The sequence below is a fragment of the Campylobacter sp. CFSAN093260 genome (genome assembly GCF_012890095.1).
GTDB classification, from domain to species: domain Bacteria; phylum Campylobacterota; class Campylobacteria; order Campylobacterales; family Campylobacteraceae; genus Campylobacter_D; species Campylobacter_D jejuni.
Genome location: NZ_CP040618.1, coordinates 1,101,411 through 1,124,970, shown reverse-complemented (window position 1 = coordinate 1,124,970; position 23,560 = coordinate 1,101,411). Strand labels below are relative to the sequence as shown.

25 protein-coding genes are annotated in these 23,560 nt (G+C 31.2%); 22 read left to right on the top strand and 3 right to left on the bottom strand.

Going from position 1 to position 23,560, the window contains the following annotated elements; genetic code table 11:
* Positions 1-10 precede the first annotated feature (10 nt).
* Positions 11-817 carry an inverse autotransporter beta-barrel domain-containing protein gene (locus tag FBF22_RS05775; RefSeq protein ID WP_002873176.1) on the top strand — a complete coding sequence of 269 codons (807 nt, stop codon included), beginning with the start codon at positions 11-13 and terminating at the stop codon, positions 815-817.
* On the opposite strand, the gene FBF22_RS05770 is transcribed toward FBF22_RS05775, so the two are convergent.
* Positions 814-2,190, bottom strand: coding sequence for a cation:dicarboxylase symporter family transporter (locus FBF22_RS05770; protein WP_002884430.1), 1,377 nt, complete (start codon positions 2,188-2,190; stop codon positions 814-816). The genes FBF22_RS05775 and FBF22_RS05770 overlap by 4 nt on opposite strands.
* Before the next feature lie 268 nt (positions 2,191-2,458).
* On the opposite strand from FBF22_RS05770, the gene cetC reads away from it, so the two are divergent.
* From cetC to argS, 17 genes are all read left to right on the top strand, one after another.
* On the top strand, positions 2,459-2,953 hold the full coding sequence (gene cetC / locus FBF22_RS05765) for an energy taxis response protein CetC (RefSeq protein ID WP_002859273.1): 495 nt from the start codon (positions 2,459-2,461) through the stop codon (positions 2,951-2,953).
* Between the two features lie 119 nt (positions 2,954-3,072).
* On the top strand, positions 3,073-4,452 hold the full coding sequence (cetA, locus tag FBF22_RS05760; protein WP_002799338.1) for a bipartate energy taxis response protein CetA: 1,380 nt from the start codon (positions 3,073-3,075) through the stop codon (positions 4,450-4,452).
* A gap of 17 nt (positions 4,453-4,469) precedes the next feature.
* The gene (cetB, locus tag FBF22_RS05755) at positions 4,470-4,967 is read left to right on the top strand and encodes a bipartate energy taxis response protein CetB (RefSeq protein WP_070294443.1); all 498 of its coding nucleotides are present in this window, start codon (positions 4,470-4,472) and stop codon (positions 4,965-4,967) included.
* A gap of 87 nt (positions 4,968-5,054) precedes the next feature.
* Positions 5,055-6,914, top strand: coding sequence for a tRNA uridine-5-carboxymethylaminomethyl(34) synthesis enzyme MnmG (gene mnmG / locus FBF22_RS05750; RefSeq protein ID WP_002871681.1), 1,860 nt, complete (start codon positions 5,055-5,057; stop codon positions 6,912-6,914).
* On the top strand, positions 6,915-8,201 hold the full coding sequence (locus FBF22_RS05745) for an ArsB/NhaD family transporter (protein ID WP_002871682.1): 1,287 nt from the start codon (positions 6,915-6,917) through the stop codon (positions 8,199-8,201). It begins immediately after the preceding gene.
* 90 nt (positions 8,202-8,291) lie between these two features.
* Positions 8,292-8,795 (top strand): ubiquinol-cytochrome c reductase iron-sulfur subunit, encoded by a 504-nt coding sequence (gene petA, locus FBF22_RS05740; protein WP_002852880.1) that lies wholly within the window; start codon positions 8,292-8,294, stop codon positions 8,793-8,795.
* Between the two features lies 1 nt (position 8,796).
* Positions 8,797-10,047 (top strand): cytochrome bc complex cytochrome b subunit, encoded by a 1,251-nt coding sequence (locus tag FBF22_RS05735; RefSeq protein WP_002852758.1) that lies wholly within the window; start codon positions 8,797-8,799, stop codon positions 10,045-10,047.
* Entirely contained in the window at positions 10,044-11,168 is a 1,125-nt protein-coding gene (locus FBF22_RS05730) for a cytochrome c1 (protein ID WP_002871683.1), read from the top strand. Before FBF22_RS05735 ends, FBF22_RS05730 begins: the two co-directional genes overlap by 4 nt.
* A gap of 127 nt (positions 11,169-11,295) precedes the next feature.
* Positions 11,296-12,459: a cyclopropane-fatty-acyl-phospholipid synthase family protein gene (locus FBF22_RS05725; RefSeq protein ID WP_002852655.1), complete on the top strand. Its 1,164-nt coding sequence runs from the start codon at positions 11,296-11,298 to the stop codon at positions 12,457-12,459.
* A gap of 115 nt (positions 12,460-12,574) precedes the next feature.
* Positions 12,575-13,366 (top strand): 30S ribosomal protein S2, encoded by a 792-nt coding sequence (gene rpsB, locus FBF22_RS05720; RefSeq protein ID WP_002853455.1) that lies wholly within the window; start codon positions 12,575-12,577, stop codon positions 13,364-13,366.
* Positions 13,366-14,439 (top strand): translation elongation factor Ts, encoded by a 1,074-nt coding sequence (gene tsf / locus FBF22_RS05715; RefSeq protein WP_002868580.1) that lies wholly within the window; start codon positions 13,366-13,368, stop codon positions 14,437-14,439. Before rpsB ends, tsf begins: the two co-directional genes overlap by 1 nt.
* A 12-nt stretch (positions 14,440-14,451) precedes the next feature.
* A complete protein-coding gene (locus tag FBF22_RS05710; RefSeq protein WP_165433221.1) occupies positions 14,452-15,087 on the top strand; it encodes an ABC transporter ATP-binding protein in 636 nt (211 codons plus the stop codon).
* Positions 15,074-15,841, top strand: coding sequence for a flagellar biosynthetic protein FliR (fliR, locus tag FBF22_RS05705; protein WP_002871684.1), 768 nt, complete (start codon positions 15,074-15,076; stop codon positions 15,839-15,841). The genes FBF22_RS05710 and fliR overlap by 14 nt, the downstream gene beginning before the upstream one ends.
* 56 nt (positions 15,842-15,897) lie before the next feature.
* Positions 15,898-17,217, top strand: a complete 1,320-nt coding sequence (locus tag FBF22_RS05700; protein WP_002871685.1) for a hypothetical protein — start codon at positions 15,898-15,900, stop codon at positions 17,215-17,217.
* Positions 17,214-17,837, top strand: a complete 624-nt coding sequence (gmk, locus tag FBF22_RS05695; RefSeq protein ID WP_002860253.1) for a guanylate kinase — start codon at positions 17,214-17,216, stop codon at positions 17,835-17,837. Before FBF22_RS05700 ends, gmk begins: the two co-directional genes overlap by 4 nt.
* A gap of 1 nt (position 17,838) precedes the next feature.
* Positions 17,839-18,078, top strand: coding sequence for a twin-arginine translocase TatA/TatE family subunit (locus FBF22_RS05690; protein WP_002852866.1), 240 nt, complete (start codon positions 17,839-17,841; stop codon positions 18,076-18,078).
* Positions 18,079-18,089: 11 nt separating this feature from the next.
* Positions 18,090-19,682 (top strand): arginine--tRNA ligase, encoded by a 1,593-nt coding sequence (gene argS, locus FBF22_RS05685; protein ID WP_002884434.1) that lies wholly within the window; start codon positions 18,090-18,092, stop codon positions 19,680-19,682.
* A 17-nt stretch (positions 19,683-19,699) separates the two neighbouring features.
* Here the strand turns inward: argS and FBF22_RS05680 are convergent, their stop codons facing one another.
* Together FBF22_RS05680 and FBF22_RS05675 are read right to left on the bottom strand one after the other, a co-directional pair.
* Positions 19,700-20,008, bottom strand: coding sequence for a multidrug efflux SMR transporter (locus FBF22_RS05680; RefSeq protein WP_002780599.1), 309 nt, complete (start codon positions 20,006-20,008; stop codon positions 19,700-19,702).
* On the bottom strand, positions 20,008-20,349 hold the full coding sequence (locus FBF22_RS05675; RefSeq protein ID WP_002884435.1) for a multidrug efflux SMR transporter: 342 nt from the start codon (positions 20,347-20,349) through the stop codon (positions 20,008-20,010). Before FBF22_RS05675 ends, FBF22_RS05680 begins: the two co-directional genes overlap by 1 nt.
* A gap of 108 nt (positions 20,350-20,457) precedes the next feature.
* Here FBF22_RS05675 and FBF22_RS05670 point away from each other — a divergent pair, with 108 nt between their 5' ends.
* From FBF22_RS05670 to FBF22_RS05655, 4 genes are all read left to right on the top strand, one after another.
* Positions 20,458-21,165 carry a YebC/PmpR family DNA-binding transcriptional regulator gene (locus FBF22_RS05670; protein WP_002884436.1) on the top strand — a complete coding sequence of 236 codons (708 nt, stop codon included), beginning with the start codon at positions 20,458-20,460 and terminating at the stop codon, positions 21,163-21,165.
* Between the two features lie 9 nt (positions 21,166-21,174).
* Entirely contained in the window at positions 21,175-21,657 is a 483-nt protein-coding gene (locus tag FBF22_RS05665) for a peptidylprolyl isomerase (protein WP_002884437.1), read from the top strand.
* Between the two features lie 163 nt (positions 21,658-21,820).
* On the top strand, positions 21,821-23,266 hold the full coding sequence (locus FBF22_RS05660; RefSeq protein WP_002884439.1) for a DUF3373 family protein: 1,446 nt from the start codon (positions 21,821-21,823) through the stop codon (positions 23,264-23,266).
* A 10-nt stretch (positions 23,267-23,276) separates the two neighbouring features.
* Positions 23,277-23,504, top strand: coding sequence for a hypothetical protein (locus tag FBF22_RS05655; protein WP_002822505.1), 228 nt, complete (start codon positions 23,277-23,279; stop codon positions 23,502-23,504).
* Positions 23,505-23,560 lie beyond the last annotated feature (56 nt).

The following is a 23,560-nucleotide window of genomic DNA, read 5'->3' as shown; positions in this document are numbered from 1 at the left end:
TATAAGAATAATGAGGGGTATTTTTTATATAATAGCATTGTTTTCTTTACTCAATGCCGATGAACTTACAGAGGCTTTAGCAAAAAATAATAATCAAAATTCTTGGGAGCACTTTGATTATGAAAATACCAAAGAAGCTCCAAAAATTCAAGAAGAGAATGTGGATTTTAAAAGCACTTTTGATAGCTTACTTTCAAAAACCTTAGAAAATAATAATGGTATAGATAAAACAGATGGGAATTTGGATTTTCAAAATGAAAACGCGCAGGTTAAAAATTTAAGTTCTCTTTATGAGGGGGAGAATAATTCTTTGCTTTTTCAAAAAGAACTTTTTGTGGCTCAAGATAATTATAATTACTCAGGGGGTTTAATCAATCGTTATGAAAAAGATGATTTTTTATTTGGAGTTAATGGTTTTATTGATAAACAAAAGGAACAAAAAGATACTAAAAGCTTTGGTACAGAGTTTGGTTATAGTAAATTTATAAAGGCTTATAGTAATTATTATATACCCAATGAAGCAGAAAAAAAATTACAGCTTGGAATGAGTTTTGTAATTCCAACTTATACCGCTTTTGCTTTTGATATAAGTAAGGATAATGATAAAACTAATTATCAAGTATCTTACTCTCCTTATAGTGTATTTAGTTTAAATTTATTGCGTCGTGATTATAGTGCAAGAGAGACTGTTGATGATACTGTTGTTCAAGTTGGATTTAGTTTTAATTTCAATGAAAGTTTTTTAAAGCAATTTAGAAAAAAAGATAATACTTTAGAGGAGGTTAATCGATATGATTTCCTCCAAAGAACTCATTAGTTCATTCCAGCATTATGAAATTTTTCTGGATTGTCCATAGCGTAGCGGAATTTTTCCCAATCAATTTGTTTATCCCAGATAGCAACGATTAAAGCTGCTACTGAATTTCCGCAAAGATTTCCAACCGCTCTCATTTCAGACATAAATTTATCAACACCTAAAAGAACACCTATAGCAGCTACTGGTAGAACTTGTGCTAAGGTTGCATTTGCTTCTGAAATTTCCATATTTCCTAGAGCCGCAAGCGTACTTCCAAGCACTATAAAACCTGATCCAGTTACACCTACTGCACCTTTTGAGGCTATCATTAATACTATTAAAATACTGATTTCGTGTGCTAAACTTAAATTTACATTGAAAGCTTGTGCTAGAAAGATTAAGCTCATAGCTAGATAAATATTTGTACAATCAAGATTAAAACTATATCCCGTTGGTAAAACAAGTCCGATTGTTGCTTTAGAAAGTCCTGCTTTTTCTAGTTTTCTCATTAAAGGAGCAAGTGCAGACTCGCTTGAACTGGTTGCAAAAACGATCAATACTTCTCTTGAGATAAATCTCATAAATTTGAAGATATTTACTTTTGCAAAATAACAAATCAGACCTAAGATTCCAAATATAAAAACAAGACATGAAATCAGCATTACTAAAAGTAAATATGCTAAGTTGATCAAAGAGCCAATTCCGTATTGAGCTATGAGTACAGCCATTGCTGAAAAGGCGGCAATAGGACTAAAATACATAATGATTTGTAGAATTTTAAAAACAAAATTTTGTACCACTTCAAAAACTCTTTGAATTGCCTGTTTGTCTTCTATTCTCATTAAAGAAATAATCAAAGCAGTAATTATAGCAATAACTAAAACTTGTATGGTTTTTCCTTCTGTAAAAGGTGTGATAATATCAGTAGGCATAGCATCTTTTAAAATATGCATAATCTCAGAGCTCGCACTTACTTCTGTGGTTTGAGAAATGTATTTTTGAACGCTTTTTGTATCAAGTTGACTTGGATCAAGATTCATTCCATGGCCTGGTTGCATAACATTTGCCATAAAAATACCTATAGCAAGTGCTAAAGTACTTACAACTTCAAAGTAAATAACCGCTTTAGCACCAATGCTACCTACTTTTTTTAAACTTTCAAGACTAATGATGCCCAAAACCAAAGTAACAAAAATAATAGGGCCTATAAGAACCTTTAAAGCACCTATAAAATAATCAACTCCTGGTTTGCTAGCAATGGCTAATTCTTTATCTGTATAGCCAAGTACAATACCTGTAATAATGCCTATAATCACCCAAAATCCAAGACTTTTGATAATACGTTTATATAAAGGCGGTTTTCTTTCAGCTAAAGTTTGACTTAAAGTTTCCAAGTTTATTCACTCCTTTTGATCTTTGTAAAATATAATTTTAACAATGTGTATCGTAAATTTTAACAAAAAAACAAATCTAGAAATACTTTCTTTTATATGATATGATAATTTTTTATATAAACGTTACAAAATTTCTCATTATTTGCATTATAAAATTTAAAATATTTTTGAAAATTTTATAATTTTGTAATTCAGTTTGCTTTTTGTTATTTATTATTGGTAATAATTCTATTTTTGATTTATTTGTTTTATTGGGATGTTTTAAATTATGAAAGAAATAGTTTTGTCTGAAAATGCTTTAATTACTTCTAAAACAGATCTTAAGGGGAATATCATTTATGCCAATAATGACTTTTTAAAATACGCAGGTTATAAAGTCGATGAGCTTTTATATAAATCTCATAATATAGTAAGACATGAAGATATGCCACGCACTGTATTTAAATGTCTTTGGGATTATATTCAAAAAGGAGATGAAATTTTTGCATTTGTGAAAAATAAATCCAAAGATGGTAATTTTTACTGGGTTTTTGCAAATGTAAGTGCTTCATTTGATGCTAATGGAGATATCGTCAATTATTATTCTGTTCGTCGTGCACCCAATAGAAAATCTCTTTCTATAATTGAAGAAGTTTATAAAATTTTACTTGAAAAAGAGCAAAAATCAGGCATTAATGCTGGAGTTTCAGCTTTAATGGATATTGTAAGTTCTTATAAAATGACTTATAATGAACTTATTTTTAACTTACAAGAAAATAACTAAATAAGATATATTTAATCTTTTTTATTGTATAATTTTCGCCTAAAAATTAAAGTAATATATTATTAAAGTATTGTTTTGATTTATGATTTCAAAAAATTTTCAATAAAAGGGGTAAATTTATGGTGAAAAATGGATTATTATCAACTATTTTTCTAAGTGTTATCGGTGTTTTAGGTGTCATTTTTATTCATATTTTTGTTGGAGCGATAATTTTTGTTTTAATCGCTGTTTTAATGATTTATTTGCTTAGACAACACAAAGATGAGCAAATAATGATAGATAAACTTTTGGTTCTTTGTAGAGAGTTAAAAGAAGGAAATTTTGACAATAGAATTATCTATGTAAAAACAAAAAGCAAAAAATTAGCCGAAATAGCAGATAATCTTAACAATACTATTGATGGGCTAGAAGCTTACTTAAGGGAAATTAATACTTCTATTTCTTGTTCTCAAAAAGGTGAATTTTATCGCAAGGCTTTGCCTGAAGGTTTAAAAGGAATTTTTGCTCATAATATCGAATTTATAAATAAAGCTTTAGCAAACATAGAAGTGACAGCAAGATCTACTTTTAAAAATGCTTTATCAAGAACTTTAATGGATTTAAGCCTTGGAAATCAAAATAAAGACATGTCTCAAATTTCTAGCTCATTAAATCAAGATATTAGCATGATGAAAAATGTATATGATACAGTGGATGCCATTTCTCATACAGCTACAGAAAATGGTTCAGAGGTGGATTCTCTTCAAAGTGCTATGGGTTCTTTAATGGATGTTGTAAATTCGAGCAAGGAGACAGTACAAACTTTTGTGGCTAATTCACAAAATATCACTTCAGTGGTTGAAGTAATACGTGATATAGCCGATCAAACCAATCTTCTAGCTTTAAATGCTGCTATTGAAGCTGCGCGTGCAGGAGAGCATGGTAGGGGCTTTGCGGTTGTGGCTGATGAAGTTAGAAAGTTAGCAGAAAGAACTCAAAGATCTACAAGCGAAATTTCTATTGCAATTCAGACTATGCAACAAGATTTTGTAAATATCCAAAGTGGCAGTGAGCAAGTTTTTAACATTGTTAGTGAATCTGAAGAAAGAATTAATAAATTTTCTCAAGCTTTTAAACGTCTAGAAGAAAATAGTAGTGCTCTTGGTGTTAATTTTGGATCCTTTGCAAAGAGATTGATTTTGTCTGTGGTTAAAATCGATCATATTCTTTATAAATCAAATATATATTTAAATTTAAATGGGGCTCAAAATTTCAATCTTGAAAGTGTAGATCCAATTTCTAATCTTTGTCAAGATGAGAGAGCTCAAGGTGTTATTAATGAGCTTAGTTCTGAAACTGAGTTAAATTTAGCTAAAGAATTTATAAAAGATAACGCTAAAAAAGCAATAGAAGAATCAAGTCAAGATTATATCGATCAAAAAGCTTATGATGCGATTGTAAATGATATTAAATCACTAGAGCAAAGAAGTGCTGAAATCTTAGCAAAATTAAAAATATAAATTAAGAGGGTGGGAAAATGTCAAGAGAAATTTTTTTACAAGAAGATAGTTTAATTACTTCTAAAACAGATTTAAAAGATAAAATAGTTTATGCAAATGATGATTTTTTAAAGTATGCAGGTTATACCATGGGTGAAGTTTTAAATAAACCTCATAACATAGTAAGACATGAAGAGATGCCAAAAACTGTTTTTAAATATTTATGGGATTATATGAAAGAAGGCAAAGAAATTTTTGCTTACGTAAAAAATAAAACCAAAGATAACAATTACTATTGGGTTTTTGCAAATGTAACCCCATCAATAGATGTTAATAATAATATCATAGGCTATTATTCCGTTCGTCGTATGCCAAATAAAAGCGCTATTTCTACAATAGAAAGTCTTTATAGCGATCTTTTAAGAGCAGAACAGCAACAAGGCTTAAATAAGGGTGTTGAGATGCTTAAAAATTTCTGCAAAGATGCAGATAAAACTTATAATGAGCTAATCTTTTCTCTTCAAGAAGCTAAATAAATTTTTGTTAGACTTAAAACGAGTTTGTTTTAAGTCCAAATATTATATAATCTTTCTTTTAAAAATTCACATTTTTCAAGGTAAAATATGTTTGATGTCATTGTTATAGGTGGTGGACATGCAGGTGTTGAAGCAAGTGCTGCTGCTGCTAGAATGGGTAAAAAAACCTTACTTTTAACTACATTGATTGAGCAAATAGGAGCGGCAAGTTGTAATCCAGCCATAGGTGGACTTGCTAAAGGGCATTTGGTAAAAGAACTTGATGCCATGGGTGGTCTTATGGGTGAAATCACCGATGAAGCAGGGATACAATTTCGCATTTTAAATGAAAGTAAGGGTGTAGCCGTTCAAGGAAGTAGGGCACAAATTGATATGGATAAATACCGTATCATTGCACGTAATAAACTTTTAAAACTTCCAAATTTAGAAATTTCTCAAGAACAAGCGAGTGTTTTAATCGTAGAAAATGATGAAGTTAAAGGCGTAAAAACAAATTTAGAAAATATATATTTTGCCAAAAAAGTCATCCTAACAACAGGAACTTTTTTAAATGGACTTATTCATGTAGGTGAAAATAAACTTCAAGCAGGAAGGGTAGGGGAGCTTGCTTCGGTAAATTTAGGAAATTATCTGCAAACTTTGGGTTTAAAAATGGGACGTTTAAAAACAGGAACTTGCCCAAGAGTGGATGCAAAAAGCATTGATTTTAGCGTGCTTGAAATTCAAGATGGTGATATAAATCCTAAAGCTTTTAGTTTTCGTTCAAGAAATTTCAATCCTACTCAACTTCCTTGTTATATCGCACGCACTAATACAACTACACATGAGATTATTAAGAATAATTTTTATCGTGCTCCGCTTTTTACAGGACAGATTGAAGGTGTGGGGCCAAGGTATTGTCCTTCTATAGAAGATAAGATCAATCGTTTTAGCGACAAAGAAAGCCATCATCTTTTTATAGAGCCTCAAACTATCGATGCGACGGAGTATTATATCAATGGTTTTTCTACTTCTTTACCTTATGAAGTACAAACTCAAATGTTGCGTTCTGTAAAGGGTTTTGAAAATGCTAAAATAACCCGTTTTGGTTATGCTATAGAATATGACTATATAGAGCCAACTGAACTTAAGCATACTTTAGAACTTAAAAAGATTAAAAATCTTTATTGTGCAGGACAGATTAATGGAACTACAGGTTATGAAGAGGCTGCAGCACAAGGCTTTATGGCGGGAATCAATGCAAGCTTAAGCATAGATATGAAAGAGCCTTTGATTTTAAGGCGTGATGAAGCTTATATAGGAGTTTTAATCGATGATTTGGTAGTAAAAGGCACAAAAGAACCTTATAGAATGTTTACTTCAAGAGCGGAATTTAGACTGCTTTTAAGGGAAGAAAATGCTATACTTAGACTTGGAAAATATGGCTATGATTTAGGGCTTTTAAGCGAGCAAGATTTTACTTATATACAAAATATCGCAAACAATCTTCAAAAAGGACTTGAATTTTTACTTTCTAAAGAATTTACGCCTAACAACCAAAATAATGCTTTTTTAGAGAGTTTAGGAGAAGATAAAATTTCTTCTATAGTCAATCTTCAAAAAATTGTTGCAAGAGCAAGTTTTGATATAGAAAAATTAAAAAAACTTGACCCTATATTTGAAACCATGGATCATTACTCCTTAAGAGAGATTTTAAATGAGGCAAAGTATTATCATTACATTAGTATGCAAAAAGCTCAAGTAGAAAAAATGAAAAATCTTAGTGAGCTTAAAATTCCTGAAAATTTTGATTTTAAAAGTGTAAGTGGTTTGAGTAATGAGGTTGTAGAAAAGCTTAATCATCATAAACCTCCAACCATTTTTGCTGCAAGTCAAATCAGTGGAATCACTCCTGCAGCGTTGGATATTTTGCAAATTTATATCAAAATGCAAAAGAAAAAAGCTTAAATGCTTGCTTTTTTTATTTTTTTATCTACTTTGGTTTTACTTTTTTGGCGTCCATGGAATTTACCTATTTGGGTATTTTCTAGCTTGGGGGCTTTTTTTGTTTTTATTTTTCAATTGGTAGATTTTAAAGATGCTTGTTTTGTTTTTTCTTTGGTTTGGGATAGTTCTTTAACTTTGGTTGGGTTGATTATCCTTTCTTTTAGCTTGGAAGCTTTGGGATTTTTTGATTTTATTGCGAGTAAAATTTTGTATTTTTCTAGAGAGAAAAATCAAGAAAAAATTTATATCAGTACAAAAAAAATGATGTTATTTTTGTTGATTTTTGTATTTTTTCTTTCTGCATTTTTTGCTAACGATGGAGCGATTTTAATCATTACACCTATTATTATAGCTTTATTTTCAACTCTTAAAGATTGTAAAAATCATGCTTTTATTTTAAGTTCTTTTTTACTTAGCCTTTCTTTTTTATGTGATGCAAGTTCAAACGCTTTGGTTATTTCAAATTTAACCAATATCATCACAGCAAATTATTTTAAGATAGAATTTTTAGAATTTGCTAAAAATATGTTTTTGCCAAATTTTTTTGTTTTGCTTTCTACTATAGTTACGGTTTTTGTGCTTTATGTGAGAGTTTTACCTAAAAGGCTTGAATTTAAATTAATCAAAAAAGAGCAAATTTCATTGAAATTGTTTTTTCTTTGCATAGTATTTTTATTTCTTTTTATTATCAGTTTTTTTATAGGTGAAATTTTTAATATTAAAATAAGTTTTTTTGCTTTGCTTTGGGCGGGAATTTTTTGGCTTATTATTTTAAAAATTCAAGGTAAAAAAAGTATTAAAATTCTTTTTGAAGCACCTTATGGAGTTTTGCTTTTTAGTTTTGGGCTTTATATGGTGGTTTTTGCTTTACATAAAATAGGTGTGAGTGAAATTTTGGTTAAAAGCTATGCTTTTTTGATGCAAGATAAGAGTGGAATTTTTGGTGTGGCTTTGATTTCAGCTTTTGGATCTTCTGTGTTTAATAATTTGCCTATGGTTTTAATCGGAGATTTGGCATTAAAAGAATATTTTGAGAATTTTTCTTTTGATTCTTTGATGATTTATGCACATCTTTTAGGTGTAAATATAGGTCCAAAACTTACGCCAATAGGTTCTTTAGCAACTTTGCTTTGGCTTGGAGTTTTGGCTAGAAAAGGCATTAATATTTCTTTTTGGCAATATTGTAAATTTGGCTTTTTGATAACTTTACCTGTGCTTGTTTTTTCTCTTTTTGCTCTTATTGTCTAAATATCAAAACTTGTTAAACAAAGAAAAAATTTATTTTAATTTCGATAAACTTTTAACTTGGTTAAAAAATAAAATCGAAAGGAGCAAGTTATGGCTACATCTGAGAGTAGACGAAGCTTTATGGGCTTTGCATTTGGAAGCGTAGCTGCTGTAGGCGGTGTTTTCTCACTTGTTGCGATGAAAAAAACTTGGGATCCGCTTCCAAGTGTTAAAGCTGCAGGTTTTACTACAGTAGATTTATCAGGAATGCAAGATGGAGAGCTTAGAACTATAGAATGGCGTAAAAAGCCTATTTTTATATTAAAAAAAGATGCGAGTATGCCAAAAGATGAAAAACGTGATGTTGTGGTAGATAACGCAGCTTATACTGTGGTTATAGGACTTTGTACGCATTTGGGTTGTATACCTGCTTACCAACCAAGTGAGCAATTGTTTAAATGCGCCTGTCATGGTGGAGAATTTGACACAAGTGGAAAAAATGTCTTTGGACCTCCTCCAAAGCCTCTTGAAATTCCTCCTTTTAAAATTGATGGAACCAAGCTTGTTTTAGGTGAAGAGGGTCCTGAATATAAAAAAATGATAGCGGAGGCTTAAGATGGCACAAATTAGAAAAGCTAATGGTCTTGTAGATTGGCTTGATCAAAGACTTGCGGTACATAAACTGCTTGATGTTTTAATGGTAAAATATTGGATACCAAAGCAAATTAACTTTCTTTGGGCAATGGGGGTTATTTTAACCACTCTTTTTGCAGTGCTTTTTGTTACAGGACTTTTACTTGTGATGTATTATAAACCAGATACTGCACTTGCTTTTGATAGTGTGAATAAGACTATTATGCAAGAGGTGGACTATGGATGGCTTTGGCGTCACATGCATGGTGTTGCCGCTTCTGTTGTATTTTTGATTATATACATACATATGCTAACAGGAATTTATTACGGTTCTTATAAAAAAGGTCGTGAGATGATTTGGGTTAGCGGTATGCTTTTGTTTGTTGTATTTTCTGCTGAAGCTTTTAGTGGGTATATGCTTCCTTGGGGACAAATGAGTTATTGGGCAGCTCAAGTAATCACTAATCTTTTTGGAGGGATACCATTTATTGGCCCTGAGCTTGTGATTTGGATTCGTGGAGATTATGCGGTTTCTGATCCAACTTTAACAAGATTTTTTATGCTTCATGTGTGCTTGCTTCCTATAGTTATCATTGCTATTATAGCATTTCACTTCTATTCTTTAAGAATTCCTCATGTTAATAATGAAATTTCTGAAGAACTTGACTTTGATTTAGAGGCTGAAAAATACATGGCAGGTGACACAAAGGGTTCTAAAGTGATTCCTTTTTGGCCAGGATTTTTATCAAAAGATTTTATGTATATAAGCTTTTTTATGATTTTCTTCTTTTATTTGGTCTGTTTTAAATTTGAATTTGCAATGGATCCAATTAATTTTGATCCAGCTAATGCGCTTAAAACACCAGCTCATATTTATCCTGAGTGGTATTTCTTATGGAGTTATGAAGTTTTAAGAGGATTTTTCTTTGATATTGCAGGTATTAAAGCTTTTGATATAGGTTTGGCTGCATTTGGTATTGCTCAAGTGATTTTCTTCTTGCTTCCTTGGCTTGATAGAAGTGATGTGGTAAAACCAGCTCATGAAAGACCTTTATTTTTCATTTGGTTTTGGATATTGCTTATTGATTTAATTGTTTTAACTGTTTATGGAAAATTACCTCCAACAGGTGTAAATGCTTGGGTAGGATTTTACGCTTCTATAGTATTTTTACTTTTACTTATTGTAGTTTTACCGGTTATTACTATTATGGAGAGAAAAGGAGCTAAACAATGAGAGAAATAAAAATATTTTTAGTTGTAGTAGTTTTTACTGCACTTGTATATTGGGGGGTAGAGCCTTATGCTCATTCAGTGATGAAGCCTCATGTTGCTCCTGCAAATTTTGATTTTGCTGTTGAAGATACTACTTTTGCAAAAGGTATAGTTGAAGCTAAAGAATTAGCTCTAAAAGATGCACAAGCTTCAGGAGATGCTAAAAGAATAGAGAGTGCAAACAAAGAACTTGAAAAAGCAAAAGAAGAATTAAGCAAGGTTGAAACACTTTGGGCAGATGTTGCAAAGATCGATTTTGCTAAGGGTGATGCAAAAAAAGGTAAAGAATTTTTTGAAAATAACTGTTTTGCATGTCATGGTGTAAAAGAAGATGGAATAGCAGCTAATATTACTGATTCTTCTATGGGAGTAATACCGCCTGATCTCAGTGCAGCTGGTGCTATTTTTGATGAAAAATTTTTAGCAGCTTTGATTATTCATCCTGCGCTTGCTTTAAAAGTAGATCATAAATTTGGTGATGCTTTTATTATGACAGCTTACAATAAAGATACTTCAGGAGAAAGTGAAGAAGCTACAAATGCAAATATAGCCAATGTAATTGCCTATCTTAAAGATGTGAGTGTTAAATTTGAAGCCAATGAAGATGCTACTATTAAGAAAGATGTTGAGGCAAAATATGCTAAAATGGAAAATAGTGCTCAAAAAGCAGCTTTAATGGAAAAAGATATAAAATTTGCTAAAGATAAAGCAACTTTTATTGAGGCTTGCGGACGTTGTCATGATATGAAATACGATAGCTTTTTTACTCCATCAAATCAAAATGATTTAAAAACTTATTTAGGTTCTGTTCCACCTGATCTTTCTATGATGATAAGATCTCGTGGTGAGCAATATTTACATGATTTTATTAATAATACTCAAAAACTTCTTCCAGGAACCGCTATGCCAAGAGTAGGTTTAACAGAAGCTGCACAGGCTAAGGTTGTATCTTATATTGATCAAGTGGGTGATAGCAAAAAAGAAGAAAGAAAAACTACAGGAATTTATGTAATGATATTCTTTGTAATTTTAAGTATTTTTGCTATAGGTTGGAAGCGTTCTGTTTGGTCTAAATTACATTAGTATTATAAAATTTTTGCCACTATTTTATATCTGTGGCAAAAATTCTATCTTTTCTTCAATTTTATCAAATTTTAAACATAATTAAGAGATACTATCAAATAATAATTTTTATTAGTTGGAGTATGTTATGCTTGAAAAACAAATGATTAAATTTATTCTTTCAAAATGGAATTATGGAAATTTTAGAATTGTATTTTGGGATCAAGAAGAATTTCATGTGGGTAATCAGCCTGCTAAATTTTCTTTAATTTTCAAAGAAAAAATACCTTTTTTAAAATTATTTAGTGATACGAGTTTAGTTTTTGCAAAACATTATATGGAGTCTAAACTAGAAATAGAAGGTGATTATGATGAAATAGCTAAAGTTTTGTATTATTTTTCAAATAAGCGTTTTTTAAAAAATACAGAGGATATCTTGAGTAAAATAGCCCAAAAACAGGAAAGTAAAAATATCAAAAGTCATTATGATATAGGTAATGATTTTTATAAGCTTTGGCTTGATGATACTATGAGCTATTCTTGCGCTTATTTTAAAGAGCCTAATAATACTCTTTATGAAGCTCAAATTAACAAAATAGAACATACTCTTAAAAAACTTGATTTAAAAGAAGGAGAAAAGCTTTTAGATATAGGTTGTGGCTGGGGTTGGCTTTCTATTATGGCGGCTCAAAAGTATGGAGTTAAGGTTGTTGGAATTACTATTTCAGAGGAGCAGTGTAAAAAAGCTAAGGAAAGAGTAAAAGAACTTGGTCTTGAAGATAAAATAGAAATAAGACTTCAAAATTATCAAGATTTAGAATTTGAAAATTATTTTGATAAAGTTGTTTCTGTGGGTATGTTTGAACATGTAGGCAAAGAGAATTTAGGACTTTATTTCATGAAAGTAAAACAAGTGTTAAAACCTGGAGGTTCTATGCTTTTACATTCTATTTTAGCCATGTTTGAAGGAAAAACAAATGCTTGGATAGATAAATATATTTTTCCAGGAGGATATTTACCTTCTTTAAGAGAGGTTGTAAGTGCTATGAGTGAGTGGGATTTTCATCTTCTTTTAGCAGAAAGTTTAAGAATGCACTATGCAAAAACTTTAGATTTATGGGATGAAAATTTTAACAAAGTATTGGACAAGGTAAGGGAAAAATATGATGAAGAATTTATAAGAATGTGGGATTTATACCTTCGTTCTTGTGCCTCTGCTTTTCGCGTTGGAAGCGTGGATTTGTTTCAATTTTTAATCACAAAAGAAATCAATAATAATCTAAGCCTTACCAAGGACTACATATATAAGTAAAAACTAAACTTAAATTTGATAAAATATTAGCTTCATTTCACACGCATCAATCCTTTTTAGCTTGTGTAAATTAAGGGATGTGGAGGAATAAAGCTAAATTTACAAGGAGAAACTCATGGTTAGTATGAGAGATTTATTAGAATGCGGTGTGCATTTTGGACACCAAACAAGACGCTGGAATCCAAAGATGAAAAAATTCATTTTTGGCGAGAGAAAAGGTATTTATGTAATTGATTTACAAAAAACTTTAAGATATTTTAGATATACCTATAATATCGTTCGTGACGCTGCTGCCGAAGGAAAAACTATACTTTTTGTCGGGACAAAAAAACAAGCAGGTGGAGCGATTAAAGAATACGCTGAAAAATGCGGTATGCCTTATGTAAATCATAGATGGCTTGGCGGTATGATGACAAATTTTGGTACCATTCGCCAATCAATTAGAAAATTAGAAGTAATTGAAAAAATGGAAGAAGATGGAAGTATTAAACTTTTAACTAAAAAAGAAGCTTTAATGCTTACAAGAAAAAAAGAAAAATTATTAGCTTATTTAGGTGGAATTCGTTATATGAAAACTCAACCTGATATGATTTTTGTTATTGACACAGTAAAAGAAAAAATTGCTGTTCAAGAAGCAAATAGATTAAGAATTCCTGTTGTAGCTCCACTAGATACAAACTGCGATCCTGACTTGGTAACTTATCCTATTCCAGGAAATGATGATGCAATTCGTTCAGTGCAACTTTTCTGCCAAGAAATGGCTGAAGCGATTAATGAAGGAAAAGCTTTAAGAGAACAAGATGGCGAAGCTTTAGCAAATGAAGAAAAAGAAATCACCGATGAAGAGAAAAAAGAAGTTTTAGATGAAGCGATGAGCGAAGAAGACTTCGGTGAGGAGCAAGAATAATGGCTGAAATTACTGCTGCAATGGTAAAAGAACTCCGCGAAAGTACAGGCGCGGGGATGATGGATTGTAAAAATGCTTTGAGTGAAACTAATGGAGATTTTGATAAAGCAGTACAACTTTTAAGAGAAAAAGGTTTAGGTAAGGCTGCTAAAAAAGCAGATAGACTTGCTGCAGAAGGTTTAGTAAGTGTAAAAGTAAGTGATGATTTTACAAGCGCAACTGTAAGTGAGATTAATTCCGAAACAGATTTTGTGGCAAAAAATGATCAGTTTATCGCTTTAACAAAAGATACTACAGCTCATATTCAAAGCAATAGCTTGCAAAGTGTGGAAGAGCTTCACTCAAGTACGATTAATGGTGTAAAATTTGAAGAATATTTAAAAAGTCAAATTGCAACTATAGGAGAAAACCTAGTTGTAAGAAGATTTGCAACTTTAAAAGCAGGTGCTAACGGCGTTGTAAATGGTTATATCCATACAAATGGCCGTGTGGGCGTTGTGATCGCTGCAGCTTGTGATAGCACTGAAGTGGCTTCAAAATCAAGAGATTTGTTAAGACAAATTTGTATGCATATTGCAGCAATGAGACCAAGTTATTTAAGTTATGAAGATTTGGATATGACTTTTGTTGAAAATGAATACAAAGCTTTGGTTGCTGAACTTGAAAAAGAAAATGAAGAAAGACGCAGACTGAAAGATCCAAATAAACCTGAACATAAAATTCCTCAATTTGCAAGTCGCAAACAATTAAGCGATGCAATTTTAAAAGAAGCTGAAGAAAAAATCAAAGAAGAACTTAAAGCTCAAGGTAAACCTGAAAAAATTTGGGATAATATCATTCCAGGTAAAATGAATAGCTTTATAGCCGATAATTCTCAACTCGATAGCAAACTTACTTTAATGGGTCAGTTTTATGTAATGGATGATAAAAAAACTGTAGAACAAGTAATTGCTGAAAAAGAAAAAGAATTTGGCGGAAAAATTAAAATTGTTGAATTTATTTGCTTTGAAGTTGGCGAAGGTTTAGAAAAGAAAACTGAAGATTTTGCGGCTGAAGTTGCTGCACAACTTTAAAAACGGTTAAAAATGGAACTCTTAAGAGCGGAAAATTTAAGCCATAGTTTTGATTATCCGCTTTTTGAGGGTTTAAATCTTACTTTAAATACCAAAGATTGCATTGCTATTCAAGGGAGTAGCGGTTGTGGTAAATCTACTCTTTTGCATATACTTTCTTCTTTATTGATTCCAAAAAAAGGTGAAGTTTTTTTTAAAGGTTCTAGTCTTTATCAGATAGATGAAAACGAAAGATTAAAAATTCGCTGTTATGATTTTGGTATTATTTTTCAGACACATTATCTTTTTAAAGGTTTTTCGGCTTTAGAAAATATCGAACTTGCTAGTGTTTTATCGGGTCAAGATTTAGATGAGAAAATTTTAAAAAGGTTAGGTATTGATACGCTTTTACATCAAAAAATAGGAAAGCTTAGCGGCGGACAACAACAGCGTGTGAGTATCGCACGTGTGCTTTGTAAAAAACCAAAGATTATTTTTGCTGATGAAGCAACTGGAAATTTGGATTTTGATAATGCTAAAAATGTTATCGAACTTTTAATTTCTTATGTTAAAGAAAATGATGCGGCTTTATTTTTTGTAACTCACGATAGTAAGCTCGCAAGTTTTTGTGATAAAATTTATACTATAAACGTTAATGGAATTTGTTAATTATTTAGGCGATAAAAATGTTGTAACTTTTATGTTGCTTCTTGCTAGAATGAGTGGTCTTATAGTTTTTTTTCCTTTTTTTTCACATAATTCTATTCCTATGGTAATAAAAAGTACTATAGTTTTATTTTTGACTATGTATTTATATCCTTTGGCTAGATTAGAATCTTTGCATTTAGATAGTTTTTTTGTTTTACAGCTTATTAGTGAAGTGATTTTTGGAATGATGGCAGGATTAATGCTTCAAATTATTTTTGCTATTATTATGATGGCAGGTGAGCAGATTGCTTTTACTATGGGATTTACTATGGCAAGTATATTAGATCCAAGTTCTGGAACGAGTATGCCTATTACGGCACAAATTTTAAATTTACTTGCTTTGATGTTTTTTCTTGCTTTTGATGGCCATCATTTAATGCTTTTGTTTTTAAGTCATTCTTTGGGTTATATTAGTTTAGGTGGATTTTATCCGCATGAGAATTTAATGCATTATTTAAATATGGGTATGTTTAATATTTTCATCATAGGTTTTACTATGAGCTTTCCTATACTTGGAATTTCACTTTTAGCCGATGTTATTTTTGGACTTTTGATGAAAACAATGCCACAATTTAATCTTTTAGTTATTGGCTATCCTATAAAGATAGCTCTAGGTTTTGTAGTTTTAATTGCTATTTTACTAGTTATGATGCAATATTTTAAAAATTTAATTTTAGAACTTTTTACTCATATGCAAACTCTTTTTTTCTCCTAAGGAAAGGATAAATGAAATTATCGTAAAATAGCGATTATTTTTTAAGGATTAAAGTGATGAAAATTTTACTTTTAAATGAAAACCCTGTAGTTTCAAGACTTGTAAGCCTTAGTGCTAAAAAAATGTCTTATGATTTTGAAGAACTTAATGCTTATAGTGAAAATTTGGGTAATTATGATGTGATTGTTGTAGATAGTGATACTCCAGCACCTTTAAAAATTCTTAAAGAAAAATGCGATAGATTGATTTTTTTAGCCCCGCGAAATCAAAATGTAGAAGATATAGATGCGCAAATTTTACAAAAACCTTTTTTACCTACAGATTTTTTAAATTTACTTAATAATAAAGATGCGAACAAGCATACATCTATTGATTTGCCAATGTTAAGCAATGATGAAAATCCTTATGCTGATATAAGCTTGGATTTAGATAATTTAAATTTAGATGATTTGCCTGATGAAAATTCTTTAGATATAAATTCAGAGGGAATGGAAGATTTGAGTTTTGATGATGATGCTCAAGATGATAATGCAAACAAAACTTTAGAAACTCAAAATTTAGAACATGACAATTTAGAACAAGAAACAATTAAAGAACAGACTCAAGAAGACACTCAAATTGATTTAGATTTAACTTTAGAAGATGGTGAAAGCGAAAAAGAAGACTTAAGCCAAGAACATACAGCTTTGGATACTGAGCCTAGTTTAGATGAGCTAGATGATAAAAATGATGAAGATTTAGAAGATAACAAAGAATTACAAGCTAATATAAGCGATTTTGATGATCTTCCTGAGGTTGAAGAGCAAGAAAAAGAAATGGATTTTGATGATCTTCCTGAGGATGCTGAATTTTTAGGTCAAGCAAAATATAATGAAGAATCAGAGGAAAATTTAGAGGAGTTTGCTCCTGTTGTGGAAGAAGATGTTCAAGATGAAATAGATGATTTTGCTTCAAATTTGAGTACTCAAGATCAAATCAAAGAAGAACTAGCTCAACTTGATGAGCTTGATTATGGTATTGATAGTGACAATAGTAGCAAGGTCTTAGAAGATTTTAAAGATGAACCAATTTTAGACGATAAAGAATTAGGAACAAATGAAGAGGAAGTGGTTGTGCCAAATTTAAATATAAGTGATTTTGATACATTGAAAGAAAGTGATATACAAGAAGCTCTTGGAGAGGAAATCTTAGAAAAAAACGAAGAGCCTATAGTAAGTGATGTAACTAAAGATGATAATAGCGAAGAGATAGTTAATGAGCTTAGCCAAAGCATAGCAGGAGCGATCACTTCAAGTATTAAAGATGATACCTTAAAAGCTGCTCTTAAGGGTATGAATATGAATATAAATATAAACATTAGTTTTAAAGAGGATTGAAATTGCAAGGTTTTGTTTTGTTGATTTCAGGTCCTAGTGGTGCTGGAAAATCAACTCTTTTAAAAAAACTTTTTGATGAATTTGAAGATGAGCTTTATTTTTCTATTTCTTCAACAACTCGCAAACCAAGAGAGGGTGAAAAAAATGGAATACATTATCATTTTATATCCCATGAAGAATTTCAAAAAGGTATAGATAGTGATCATTTTTTAGAATGGGCTAGAGTGCATGAAAATTTTTATGGTACTTCTTTAAAGCACACTCAAAATGCTTTAGATAATGGAAAAATAGTTGTTTTTGATATTGATGTGCAAGGATTTAAAATAGCCAGAAAAAAAATGGCTGATAAGATTGTTTCTGTTTTTATTACTACAAAAAATAAAGATGAGTTAAAAAAAAGACTTATTAAGCGAAATACTGATACAATAATACAACTAGAAAAAAGATTACAAAACGCTAGTGATGAGATGAAAGAGCTTAGCGAGTATGATTATCTTATCATTAACGATGAGTTAAAGCAAAGTTATGAAGCATTGCGAGCGATTTTAATCGCCCATAAATTTAGAACCAAAGGGCAGAATCTAGGGCAAATTCAAAATATTTGGAATGAAGGAGAATAAAATGGGTGGTTGGTCAAGTCCAAGTCATTGGTTGATTATTTTATTGATTGTTGTATTGCTTTTTGGAGCAAAAAAAATTCCAGAACTTGCAAAGGGTTTAGGCAAAGGTATTAAAACTTTTAAAGATGAAATGAATAATGATGATGAAGTAGCAAAAAATACTCAAAAAATAGAAGAAAATAAAAACACAACTAATAATACAAATGCTGATGCAAGTATAGACGAAACAAAAAAAGCTTAAGGTTTAGTCTTTTGAAAAGTATTATTTTTAATGAAATTAAAAAGATTTTAGAGTGTGATTTTGCGCTTGAAAATCCAAAGGATAAAAATTTAGCACATTTTGCTACCCCTTTGGCTTTTTCACTGGCTAAGGAATTAAAAAAATCCCCTATGTTGATCGCTAGCGACTTAGCGAGCAAATTTCAAAATCATGATTGTTTTGAATCAGTTGAAGCTGTAAATGGGTATTTAAATTTTAGAATTTCCAAAACTTTTTTAAATGAACTTGCAAATCAGGCTTTAACAAATCCAAATGATTTTACTAAAGGAGAAAAAAAACAAGAAAGTTTTTTGCTTGAATATGTGAGTGCAAATCCTACTGGGCCTTTACACATAGGACATGCAAGAGGCGCTGTTTTTGGAGACACCTTAACAAGACTTGCAAGACATTTGGGCTATAAATTTAATACAGAATACTATGTCAATGATGCGGGTAATCAAATTTATTTACTAGGGCTTTCTATTTTACTAAGTGTGAAAGAAAGTATACTTCATGAAAATGTTGAATATCCAGAGCAATATTACAAAGGCGAGTATATAGCGGATTTAGCAAAAGAAGCTTTTGAAAAATTTGGTAAAGAATTTTTTAGCGAAGAAAATATCCCTAGTTTGGCTGATTGGGCAAAAGATAAAATGCTTGTTTTGATTAAACAAAATTTAGAACAAGCAAAGATTAAAATTGACAGCTATGTAAGCGAAAGATCGTATTATGATGCTTTAAATGCAACTTTAGAATCTTTAAAAGAGCATAAAGGAATTTACGAGCAAGAAGGTAAAATTTGGCTTGCTTCTTCGCAAAAAGGCGATGAAAAAGATAGAGTAATTATCCGTGAAGATGGACGCGGGACTTATTTGGCAGCAGATATTGTTTATCATAAAGATAAAATGAGTCGTGGTTATGGAAAGTGTATTAATATTTGGGGAGCAGATCATCATGGTTATATCCCTAGAATGAAAGCTGCGATGGAATTTTTGGGATTTGACTCTAATAATCTTGAGATTATTTTAGCACAAATGGTTTCCCTACTTAAAGATGGAGAACCTTATAAAATGAGTAAAAGAGCAGGAAATTTTATCTTGATGAGCGATGTGGTTAATGAGATAGGAAGTGATGCTTTGCGTTATATCTTTTTGAGCAAAAAATGCGATACGCATTTGGAATTTGATATTAGTGATTTGCAAAAAGAAGATAGTTCTAATCCTGTGTATTATATCAACTATGCACACGCTAGAATTCATCAAGTATTTGCTAAAGCTGGTAAAAAAATCGATGATGTAATGAAAGCTGATTTACAAAGTTTAAATCAAGATGGCGTAAATTTGCTTTTTGAAGCTTTGAATTTAAAGGCTGTTTTAAACGATGCTTTTGAGGCTAGAGCTTTGCAAAAAATTCCTGATTATCTTAAAAATTTAGCTGCAAATTTTCATAAATTCTACAATGAAAATAAAGTTGTAGGCTCTGCAAATGAAAATGATTTGCTTAAATTATTTTCTTTGGTTGCTCTTAGTATTAAAACCGCATTTTCTTTAATGGGTATTGAAGCAAAAAACAAAATGGAACATTAAAACCGCATTTTGCTGTTTTAATAATTTAGCAAAAATACTGCTATTATTACGATAATGATACCTAAAATTCCTATTTTGTTTAATTTTTCTTTATATAAAATCCATCCACCAAGACAAGTTCCTATGATGCCTATAGCACCCCAAGTTGAGTAAGCTATGCTTAAAGGAACATATTTTAAAGAAAAAGAAAGTAGAAAAAAAGCAAGTATAGCATTGACAATCGCAGCCAAGCCCCAAATTTTATGCTTAAAACCATCTGATTTTTTTAGCAATAAATTTGCTACGATATCTAACAATGCTGATAAAACAATGATAAAAATATACATTATTCTTTAACCTCGCCTATATTAATCATGATAATTCCAACGATAGAAAGAATAATGCCTAGAATTTGAGTTAAGGTTAAACTCTCTTTAAAAACTATAAAAGAAACTAAAAGTATAAGAATAATCCCTAAAAGCTCCCATACAGCATAGGCTATGCCTACTTGAATTTTTTTAATCGCCTTGCCCATAAAAAAATAAGAAAAAGCTATAAATAAAGCCATAAATATATAGCCTAAAACTTGATTTTCCATTTTTAAAAAACTAGTGCCTAAAACTTCAAATACAATAGCAGCAATCAAGAAAAACCAAGCAACAAAAAGTTCTTTTTTTGCGATATTCAAAAAGCTTCTCCCCAAAAATAAATGGTAAAATCATACCATTTAAAGCTTTAATTAGCCTTTTTAGTTTATACTTTTAAGTTTAAAAATCTTTAAAGAAAGTGAGAATTTATGGGACGAGCGTTTGAATACCGAAGAGCTTCTAAAGAGGCTAGATGGGATAAAATGAGTAAGCTTTTTCCTAAGCTTGCTAAAGCCATACAAGTAGCTGCTAAAGAAGGTGGCACTGATCCTGATATGAATCCAAAATTAAGAAGTGCTATAGCCACAGCAAAAGCAAATAATATGCCAAAAGATAATATAGATGCGGCTATTAAGCGTGCGAGTGGAAAAGATAGCGCAGATATTAAAAACATTCATTATGAAGGAAAAGCTGCACATGGAGCTTTGGTTATAGTTGAATGTATGAGCGATAACCCTACGCGCACCGTGGCTAATGTTAAAGCCATTTTTAGCAAAAATGGTGGAGAAGTTTTACAAAATGGATCTTTAGGCTTTATGTTTACTAGAAAAGCGGTTTTTCATCTTGAAAAATTTGCAGGAGATTTAGAAGAATTAGAACTTGATTTGATCGATGCAGGGCTTGAAGAATTAGAACAAAATGAAGAAGAGTTAGTAATTAGTGGTGATTATACTGCCTTTGGTGAGCTAAGTTCTGCTATAGAGACTAAGGGTTTAGTTCTTAAAAAAGCAGGACTTGAGTATATGCCAAACAATCCTGTAAGCTTTAGCGAAGAACAGCTTAGCGATATAGAAAAACTTTTAGATAAGTTAGAAGATGATGATGATGTTCAAGCTGTTTATACAAATATAGATTAAGGAGAAATAATGATAAAAACAATCGACACAAGCAAAGTAAATGAATACAAATTTGCTCTTATAGAAACTGAAAAAGGCACAATGAAATTAAAACTTTTTGGCGATGAGGCTCCGCAAACGGTTTGTAATTTTGCTACTTTGGCTAATGAGGGATTTTATAAAGATTTAAATTTTCATCGTGTGATCCCAAATTTTGTCATACAAGGAGGTTGTCCACACGGCAATGGTGTAGGTGGGCCTGGATATGAAATCATTTGCGAATGTGATGATCAAGAGCATAAACATGAGTGTGGAACCTTATCTATGGCACACGCAGGACGCGATACGGGTGGTTCTCAATTTTTCATTTGTCACAGCCCTCAAGCTCATTTAGATGGGGTTCATACTGTTTTTGGGCAAATTGATCCAAAAGATGAAGAAAGTTTAGAAGTTTTAGACTCTATACGCCAAGGAGATAAAATTTTAGACATAAAAATTTGCGATAAAATTTAAAAATTTAAAATTTTAAAACTTTTTTGAAACTATAATATTTACAAAGCTAGTCATAAGTTTGACTAGCTAAAAATGATTAATGTATAATTTTTTTTTAAACTTTTTTTTCTATAATCACAATTTTAATTTGCTAAATGTAACAAAATTACAAGGAGTTATGATTATGAAAACTAAGTTTTCACTTATTTTAAGTGCTTGTCTTCTTTCATCTTCACTTTTTGCTAAAAATACAGATGATGAGATAACCAAGCTTCAAAAACAGCTTGCACAAATTCAAGCTGAACTTGCACAAATCAGAAAAGAAAGGGAAGCTCAAGCTAAGCAAAATGAAGCTGTAAAAGCTGAACTTGCTGATCTTAATGATAGAGCCGATGAAACAGAATTCCAAGCTGCTTTGAGCAAGGTTAAATTTGGACTTGAGTTTTCAACAGCAGTTTCAAATACAAACTATAAAGTTAGCGGACAAGATTATAGTGCTAATAACAAATGGATGAATGAGCTTCATTTAAATATGAATGCTGATATTAATGATAAAACCAAATTCTATGGTCGTTTATCTATGGCTAAAAATTGGTCTCAAATGGGTTGGAGTGGTACTCCTTATGACTTAGATGCAGGAAGAAACACAAGATCAAGCGGGCCTGTACTTTATGTAGATAGAGCTTATCTTGACTACTACATCACACCTGAATGGATTGCGACTGTAGGAAGACAACCAGGAACCGATGGCCCAGGAAGTAATCTTAGAAACAATGCTTTAAGACAATCAACTTATCCAGCCTTAGCGATTAATGCTCTAGGTGATGCAGCAGTGATCACTTATAAACCTGAAGGTTTGCAAGATCATAAAGTAGCTATCCGTGCAGCTTATGGTAAAACTTATCAATGGGATGAAGAAGGCAAGGTAAGAGACTGGATGAGCGATCAAAAAGATGCTGATGCAAATCTTTACTATGCTGCAGTAGAAGGAGAGCTTCCTATAGAAGGTATGGGAGATAATTTAATATTATTTAATATTGCATATTTAAGTGATTTTGCTTTACCACTTAACAATGGTCCAATTGGTTTACCTAGTAATGGTGTTACTACTATTCTTGATGATGATGGGGTGGTAAATTTAGGAGATTTAACTATAGCAAATCTTCATTTTGAAAATTACAAAGCTTTTGGAACGAATTTTAATTATTTTCTATCTTTAGGTTATTCTCACGGGAACAACAATCAATTAAGCCCTGTATTAAGTGGAATTCTTCAAAAGCAAGGTTATGGAAATGGTGCGTTCAATGAAGAAGATGGCTATGCTGTGCATGTAGGCGGACGCTATGATTTTACCAAGGCTTTAAAAGTAGGGTATGAGTTTTTCTGGGGAAGTAGATACTGGTATACTATGAGCCGTCCAAGTATCAACGATCCGCTTAATATAAGAATGACAAGAGGAACAGCACATGATTTTTATGTGATTTATCAACTTGATAGATATCAATTCTTACGCTTAAGTTATACTAATATCCAAAATATTTGGGGTAATCGTGGCTTACCATTTGGTGGAGCGAAAAAAGATAAAGCAAGAGCTGATAATATCATGTTAATGTATAATGTAAAATTCTAAGGAGCAAAAGATGAGAAAAATACTTTTTGCAAGTTTATTACCTATCATTGCTTTGGCTGATTGTGCAAGTTTGATGGCAAAATACGAAGCTCCAGAGCCAGAGTCAAAAACAATGAAACAAGTTGAACGCTGGATTAATAAAAAAGTTAGCGATCCAGCTGATGCTGCTGTTTTAAAAGAGTGTATGATCGCTCGTGCAGCGGACAATCCAAATCAAGTTTCAGTTGCAGGTAAATAAAAAAAGCGGTATAAAACCGCTTTTTACTGTTTAATCTTTTAAGCTACAATTTTTTA

Coding starts and splice junctions, on each gene's coding strand:
- FBF22_RS05660 (WP_002884439.1), top strand. CDS start 21,821: ATGAAAACTAAGTTTTCACTTATTTTAAGTGCTTGTCTTCTTTCATCT.
- rpsB (WP_002853455.1), top strand. CDS start 12,575: ATGGTTAGTATGAGAGATTTATTAGAATGCGGTGTGCATTTTGGACAC.
- FBF22_RS05745 (WP_002871682.1), top strand. CDS start 6,915: ATGCTTGCTTTTTTTATTTTTTTATCTACTTTGGTTTTACTTTTTTGG.
- FBF22_RS05735 (WP_002852758.1), top strand. CDS start 8,797: ATGGCACAAATTAGAAAAGCTAATGGTCTTGTAGATTGGCTTGATCAA.
- cetA (WP_002799338.1), top strand. CDS start 3,073: ATGGTGAAAAATGGATTATTATCAACTATTTTTCTAAGTGTTATCGGT.
- cetB (WP_070294443.1), top strand. CDS start 4,470: ATGTCAAGAGAAATTTTTTTACAAGAAGATAGTTTAATTACTTCTAAA.
- FBF22_RS05690 (WP_002852866.1), top strand. CDS start 17,839: ATGGGTGGTTGGTCAAGTCCAAGTCATTGGTTGATTATTTTATTGATT.
- FBF22_RS05670 (WP_002884436.1), top strand. CDS start 20,458: ATGGGACGAGCGTTTGAATACCGAAGAGCTTCTAAAGAGGCTAGATGG.
- FBF22_RS05730 (WP_002871683.1), top strand. CDS start 10,044: ATGAGAGAAATAAAAATATTTTTAGTTGTAGTAGTTTTTACTGCACTT.
- FBF22_RS05680 (WP_002780599.1), bottom strand. CDS start 20,008: ATGTATATTTTTATCATTGTTTTATCAGCATTGTTAGATATCGTAGCA.
- tsf (WP_002868580.1), top strand. CDS start 13,366: ATGGCTGAAATTACTGCTGCAATGGTAAAAGAACTCCGCGAAAGTACA.
- mnmG (WP_002871681.1), top strand. CDS start 5,055: ATGTTTGATGTCATTGTTATAGGTGGTGGACATGCAGGTGTTGAAGCA.
- cetC (WP_002859273.1), top strand. CDS start 2,459: ATGAAAGAAATAGTTTTGTCTGAAAATGCTTTAATTACTTCTAAAACA.
- fliR (WP_002871684.1), top strand. CDS start 15,074: ATGGAATTTGTTAATTATTTAGGCGATAAAAATGTTGTAACTTTTATG.
- FBF22_RS05775 (WP_002873176.1), top strand. CDS start 11: ATGAGGGGTATTTTTTATATAATAGCATTGTTTTCTTTACTCAATGCC.
- FBF22_RS05710 (WP_165433221.1), top strand. CDS start 14,452: ATGGAACTCTTAAGAGCGGAAAATTTAAGCCATAGTTTTGATTATCCG.
- FBF22_RS05700 (WP_002871685.1), top strand. CDS start 15,898: ATGAAAATTTTACTTTTAAATGAAAACCCTGTAGTTTCAAGACTTGTA.
- FBF22_RS05665 (WP_002884437.1), top strand. CDS start 21,175: ATGATAAAAACAATCGACACAAGCAAAGTAAATGAATACAAATTTGCT.
- petA (WP_002852880.1), top strand. CDS start 8,292: ATGGCTACATCTGAGAGTAGACGAAGCTTTATGGGCTTTGCATTTGGA.
- FBF22_RS05655 (WP_002822505.1), top strand. CDS start 23,277: ATGAGAAAAATACTTTTTGCAAGTTTATTACCTATCATTGCTTTGGCT.
- FBF22_RS05725 (WP_002852655.1), top strand. CDS start 11,296: ATGCTTGAAAAACAAATGATTAAATTTATTCTTTCAAAATGGAATTAT.